This window comes from Rothia sp. HMSC069C10 (assembly GCF_001812205.1).
GTDB classification, from domain to species: Bacteria; Actinomycetota; Actinomycetes; order Actinomycetales; family Micrococcaceae; genus Rothia; species Rothia mucilaginosa.
Genome location: NZ_KV808301.1, coordinates 330858 through 337575 on the forward strand (window position 1 = coordinate 330858; position 6718 = coordinate 337575).

3 protein-coding genes are annotated in these 6718 nt (G+C 56.7%); all 3 read right to left on the reverse strand.

Features of this window, described 5'->3' with window-relative positions; all coding sequences use genetic code 11:
• Window positions 1-73 precede the first annotated feature (73 nt).
• Window positions 74-3454, reverse strand: a complete 3381-nt coding sequence (locus HMPREF2842_RS06325; protein WP_070643456.1) for a type I restriction endonuclease subunit R — start codon at window positions 3452-3454, stop codon at window positions 74-76.
• Between the two features lie 176 nt (window positions 3455-3630).
• Window positions 3631-4740 carry a restriction endonuclease subunit S gene (locus HMPREF2842_RS06330; RefSeq protein ID WP_210398794.1) on the reverse strand — a complete coding sequence of 370 codons (1110 nt, stop codon included), beginning with the start codon at window positions 4738-4740 and terminating at the stop codon, window positions 3631-3633.
• A 2-nt stretch (window positions 4741-4742) separates the two neighbouring features.
• A complete protein-coding gene (locus tag HMPREF2842_RS06335) occupies window positions 4743-6368 on the reverse strand; it encodes a type I restriction-modification system subunit M (RefSeq protein ID WP_070643461.1) in 1626 nt (541 codons plus the stop codon).
• Window positions 6369-6718: the final 350 nt, after the last annotated feature.

The window sequence follows — 6718 nt, forward strand, 5'->3', positions numbered from 1 at the left end:
GGCTTTTCGAAACACATGTGGCTTCTGGGCGAATAACCGCAGGCTACCGCCAGTTACAGCACGTCACCGCGGGTTATTCTCCGCCAAGGAACGGCATGAAGCGGACGATGTGCTTCTCCAGCTTCTGCTTCACGCGCTTCGCCTTGGTCGCGGCGTCCTCGGTCTTCGCGCCGCCGAGCTTGCCGCCGAAGAGCGAGATCTTGCCCTTGACCAGGCGGCTGATCTTGCCGGGAATAGTGCGGCGGTTTTCCTTGAGTGCACGGTTGACGACGCGCTGGGTTTCTGCGGAGTCCAGCTCTTCGTCCTTGACGATGGTGTCTTCTTCGCGGGTGCGGCGGTCGGTCACGTAGTGGTGGAAGTGTTCCTGCACGTCGTGGTCTTCGGACTCGTTCAGGTAGGTGTCGAAGTAGTCCTCGATGATGTCGCCGCTTTCGCGCAGGTCGGCGTCGTTACGAATTGCGAGGCGCACGCGGTCGCGGAAGTACTCGACGCTGTCCTGAGCGGTTTCGGCGGTGTTGTTCTCCCCTGCCGCGTCGGCCTTGCCGTGGCGTGCTGCGCGGGCTGCCTTGACGAGCTCGAGGATGTAGAGCACACCGACTTCCTGCTGCTTCACCAGCTCGGTGAGGAAGTGGACACCAGCGAACGGGTCGACCTTATCGGTCCTATCTTCGCCCTCGTCGGTTCCTTCTTCCTGTGCCTTACGCTGCTCACGAATCTCTTCGTAGATGTCGTTGTAGACACCGGTGTAGCCCTGCATGTCGTAGTCGCTGATGAGCTCGTTGCCGCCGTCGCGGATGAACTCGTCGTGCACGCGCAGTTCCTGCTGCAGTTCAAGCACATCGTTCATGAGCTTGATGTAGCGGGCCTTGTCTTCGGGGGTGTCCACGGTGATGGAGCCGCCCTCGTCGATGGGGAATTCTTCGCGCAGTTCAGAGACGGCCTTGTCGTATGCGGCGTAGGCATCCTTGTAGGGTCGGGTGAACGCGATGTCGAGGGCGGACTGGCCGCTGCTGTTTTCGGTGTCGCCGAAGAGGGTGAAGGCGTCCTTGGTTGCCTGTTCGAGGTCGCGGAAGCACACGATGTTGCCGGAGGGCTTGAGCGAGTTGAGGATTCGGTTGGTGCGGCTGTATGCCTGTACCAGGCCGTGCATCTTCAGGTTTTTGTCTACCCAGAGGGTGTTGACGGTCTTGGAGTCAAAGCCGGTGAGGAACATGTTGACGACGATGAGCAGGTCCAGTTCACGCATCTTCATCTTGCGGGAGACGTCCTTGTAGTAGTTGTCGAAGGAGTCGCCGTCGGTGCTGAAGTTGGTGCCGAACATGGTGTTGTAGTCTTCGAGGAAGCCGTCCATGCGGCTGCCGGTGCCTTCGGTGGCGAAGGTGAAGTTTTCTTCTTCGCCGAAGGTGTCGAAAAGCTGCCCGCCGTTGCCCTGCGAGTAGATGATGGCGACCTTGAGCTTCTGTTCGGGGCGCAGGGTGCCGTCTGCGATGCGTTCTTCTTGCAGGGTGTTGAGGGCGTCGTAGTAGGTGCAGGCGGCGTCGATGGAGGAGGTTGCCAGGATCGAGTTGAAGCCGCGCACGCGCTGTACGTAGTGTTCGGTGACGCCGTTGATGGTGCGGGTCTTTTTGATGTCGTAGCTGGTGGCTGCGCTCTGGTTGGTTTTGCGGTCGTAGTTGTCCAGGATGTAGGTGGCTACGGCTTCGATACGTTCGGGGCTTTCGAGTACTTCCTTGCTCTTTGCGAACTTGGCGAGTTCCTTCGCGTCGGGGGTTTCGGCGCGTTCGGCGGCAATTTCTTCTGCGTAGGAGGTTTCTTCGAGTTCGGCGAAGTGGGGGCTGGTGTTGGTGTATTCCAGGTGGAATTTCAGCACGTTCTTGTCGTTGATAGCGTCAACGACGGTGTAGGTGTGCAGGCAGTCGCCGAAGACTTCGACGGTGGTGGTGCCGGGGCCGCCTGCGGAGTTCTTTTCGAAGATGGGGGTGCCGGTGAACCCGAACATGCTGTACTTCTTGAAGCTCTTCTTGATGGCGGTGTTCATGCGGCCGAACTGGGAGCGGTGGCATTCGTCGAAGATGATGGCTACGCGCTGGCCGTAGACGGGGTGTTCGGGTTCGGAGGTGATGAGGTTGGACAGCTTGTGGATGGTGGTGACTACGATGTTGGTTCCGCGGTCGGCGAGGCGGGTGCTGAGTTCGCGGGTGCTGCCGGTGGAGCTGACGGAGTCTGCCTGGAAGTTGTTGTATTCGAGCATGGTCTGGTAGTCGAGGTCCTTGCGGTCCACGACGAAGATGACCTTGTCGACGAGCCCGGTTTCTGCCAGGCGGCGTGCGGTCTTGAAGCTGGTGAGGGTCTTGCCGCTACCGGTGGTGTGCCAGATGTAGCCGCCGGCTTCTTTGGTGCCGAGAATCTTAGGGGTGTTGTTGGCGATTTCGACGCGCTTAATGATTTTCTCGGTTGCCGCAATCTGGTAGGGGCGCATGACGAGCAGGTCCTGGCCTACGGTGAAGATGCAGTAGCGGGTCAGGATGTTTGCGAGGGTGTGGCGGGTGAGGAAGGTGCGCGCGAAGAGAATCAGGTCGTTGATTCGGTTGTTCTGTTCGTCTGACCAGTAGCTGGTGAATTCGAAGCTCTTGCCTGCGGAGCCGCCGGAGTCGGTCTTACGGCCGGCCTTCTGCTGGTCTTCGACGTGCTTGTGGCGCACGGTGTTGGAGTAGTACTTGGTTTCGAAGCCGTTGCTGATGACGAAGATCTGGGCGTATTCGAAGAGGCGGTGCTTGTCCTGCTGGAAGCCTTCGTTCTGGTATCGCTCGATCTGGTTGAAGGCTTCGCGGATGCTTACGTTGCGCTTCTTGAGTTCGATGTGTACGAGGGGCAGGCCGTTGACGAGGATAGTCACGTCGTAGCGGTTGAGTACTTTGCCGTTGGGGGCGGGTACGCGGTACTGGTTGATGACCTGCATGTGGTTGCGTGCGGGGTAGGCGGCGTCGATGAGCATGATGTTGCGCAGGGTACCGTCTTCGAGGCGGAAGTCGATGAAGCGTTCTTCCTGGATGAGCTTTGCTTTTTCGAGGATGCCGTCGTTGGAGCGGGCGATGTGTTCGGTGAGTAGGCGGTTGAATTCTTCGTCGGTGAAGTGGAAGCCGCTGTTGGGGCCGTAGGTGCCTTCTTCGGGACGGGTGTTGAGGCGTTCGAGCTGTTCGCGCAGGTTGCGGATGAGCGCGGCTTCGTCGGTGAGGCGCGGCAGGTAGTCGTAGCCCTGGGTTTTAAGGGTTTCGATGAGTTCGGTTTCGAGCTGCGATTCGCTCTGGTGCTCACGCTTATTTTTGTGTTGGGATTCCCATTCGTCGTAGCCGGTTGCTTTGCTACGGTCGGCGATGACAGTGAAGTCGTCCGAGCTGAGGATGCTTTCGGTGCGTCCTTCGGTGGGGCGGGGGTGGTTGGGTACGGTTTCCACGGGGTGCTCCTTTGCGTAGGGGTTGAGTGTGTGGATGGGTTGGGCTCAGGATTGGTGAGCCCAGTTTGTTGAGTGTGGTTGAGGTATGTGGTTGAGGTCTAGCGGCCCGTGCAGGGGTGGCGGATGCCGCCCCTGCACGGGGTTCGCGCGTGATGCGCAGTTTGATACGCGGGTGGCTACTGGTTTTCGCCCTTGCGGGGGAAGGTGAGTAGCTGATCGCGGTAGTACTCGTACTGGCTGCGACGCGCTGCCAGCTCTGCGGGTAGACCCTCGGAGAGGCTGCTGGTTAGGGCGTCGAAGCGGTCGAGAATATCGACAATGCGCTGCTGCTCTTCCAAGGAAGGAACTGGAATAAGAACCTTGTTAAGCACTTTCTGAGTCAGGCTAGGAACGCCGCCTGCAGTGTTTAAATCTTCAAGGTGAGCTGTCTTCAGGAAGTAGTACAGGAATTTAGGAATAACTTGCTCTTCGTCGATTTCGGTGTAGAAAATCGTATCGACATTCCAAAAAGGCTCTTCCAGGTAGAAGAGATTCCCCAAAGAACCCTTACGCGGAATAAGCACTGTCGGCTTATCGTATGAAGACCTATCGACATAGGTCATGATTCCGCCAGAACCATATACCGGGATATTTCCTGCGCCGAAATCCTTATAGGTCTTGCCGTTCTTAATCTTTGCGAAAGAGTCTAGAGGAACACGAGGACAGTCGAGGGCTTCGAAGAGCGAGTCACGGTAGTACTCGTATTGCAGAGTACGCGCTTCCAGCTCCGCTTTCAGGTCCGCTTCCAGGTTCGTGAATTTGTCGAGAATTTCAACAATCGCTTCCTGAATCTCTAGTGGAGGAACAGGAACCTCGATATTCGAGTACTTAGAAATCCACTGTCGAGCATGGTCAGACGAGTTATATACAATGCACTGCATCGCATAATAGACATACTTAAAAAGTGAATTAGTCCCACTCTTCAAAGTAAGCATCTTCATAGCACTCGACTTAGCTTTAAACGGGAATTCAACCCATTTAAAAGCAGTCGTAAAGTCATCAAAAATAATGACAGGCTCTTCCTCAGATGCAGGGTAAATGCCCTCGGTCTCATTCGTATAACCGAGAATAAACGTTTTACCCGCAGTCAGCACCGGCGTAGGGTACGAGTCGTCGTAGTCCTTAGACGATACAAGGTACTTCGTCGGCTGCTCATAGCCAAGGAGCTCACCCAGCAGGCGGTACTCCACCCCGTCCGGGCAGAGCTCAGCCACTAGGCGGTTAATATAATTCGTCACTTCCGCCACGACTACTCGCCGCCTTCCAGACGCGCTACAATAGCATCAATCTCCATGCGCAACTGAGCCTGACGAGCCACAATACCCTCAATGCGAGAATTCAACTCAACAATGTCCACGCGCTCACGCGTGTCCTCCGGTTCAACCCAGCTCGATACCGCTAGGTTCGCCTCCTGCTCCAGCAGCTGCTCCACCGGAACCAGCGCCGAGAAATGCTCACGCTCTTCACGAGCCGCCAGCGCCTCCAGAATCTTCTCACGGTGCGACTTACCCAGAATGTTCTGGTTCGTGCCCTTATCAAAGAGCGCAGATGCATCCAGGAACAGCACCGAATGATCCTTGCGACGGCCCTTCTTCAGCACCAGAATGCAGGTCACAATGCTCGTACCGTAGAACAGGTTGGAGGGTAGCTGAATCACAGCATCCACCACGTTCTGCTTCAGCAGGTACTCGCGAATCTTACGCTCCGCACCACCACGGTACAGCACGCCCGGGTACTCAACAATCGCAGCCGTACCCGCTTCATCCAGAGACGCCAGCATGTGCATCGTAAACGCCAAGTCGCCCTTTGACGGTGGCGCGAGAACCGCCGCCGGAGCGTAACGGTCGTCGTGAATCAGAGTGGGGTCTTTGTCCCCCTTCCACTCCGTCGAATACGGAGGGTTAGACACAATTGCGCCAAAGGGCTCTTCAAACTTAGAGCCAGTACCACCGCGGTGCTTCGGGTCAATCAGAGTATCGCCAAGCGCAATGTTGAAATCGTCCATAGGAACACCGTGCAGAATCATGTTCATGCGGCACAGGTTATAAGTGGTCGGGTTACTTTCCTGACCTACAAAGCATAGCCCCTCCGAATCATCACCAAGCTGGCGCTTAACCTTCAACAGTAGAGAACCCGAACCACACGCCGGGTCGTACACGGTACGGATCTGCTCGGCATCGCGGCCGTCCATGGCAATCTTCGCCAGTAGCTCCGAAACCTCCTGCGGGGTGAAGTACTCACCGCCACTTCTACCCGCGTTTGCCGCGTACATGCCCATTAGGAACTCGTAGGCGTCACCGAAAGCATCATTTTCACTATCCTCGTAGCCCTTATCCAGGTTCATGTCCGCCACAGCATCCATGAGCTTGAGCAGATTCTCGTGGCGATCCGTTGGGCTCGCACCCAGTTTGTTCGAATCCAGTACGAAGTCGTCGAAGAGGCCCTTCACGTTCGCTTCGGACTCGGTGCCGCGCGCGGACTCTTCAAACGCCTTGAACACGTTCGCCAGGGTCTCATTCAGGTTCTGGTCCTGACGAGCCTGCTTGTGTACCACAGAGAACAGCTGCGAAGGCAGCAGTAGGAAACCGCGCTCCTCCACCAGCATGCGGCGGGTATCCTCGTCAAAAGCCTCATCAGGAATCAGCTCAAAAGCCTGATCCAGACCGTACTTCTTCTCAACAAAGCGCACCTGGCTCTCAGAGAGGTAACGGTAGAAAAGCATGCCCAGCACGTACTGCTTAAAGTCCCAGCCATCTACCGAACCGCGCAGATTATTCGCAATACGCCAAATCGTGGAGTGCAGCTGCGCACGCTCCGCATTGCGGTTACGGTGCTCGTCAGTAGTAGCGGAAGAATCCGTAGACTGCGTCGTCATAGGGGCGGTCAACCTCTCATTAGTAATCGTTTCTCCAGTCGAAGAAACGTCAAATATTCGGAACCTGTGCGGTCCCGGTCGTACACATGCGCCAGCGCCGGTTTAGAAGCACTGCTCGGTGGGAGCGTTCATAGTTTCCACAAGCCATTTCGTACCCGGCGGCGCGAACTCTTTCAGTATACGGGTTCCCCAGACCCCGTATTCGCCGGTTCGTCATCGCCGAGCCACTGGTTGTTTCGATAGGTTAGTGTCTTCGCCGTGGGTCTTTAACCCGTGGTGAAGACACTAACCTATCGAAGGAGCCCCGCCCCTCCTCTATAAACGGCGAAAAGCCACATGTGTTTCGAGAA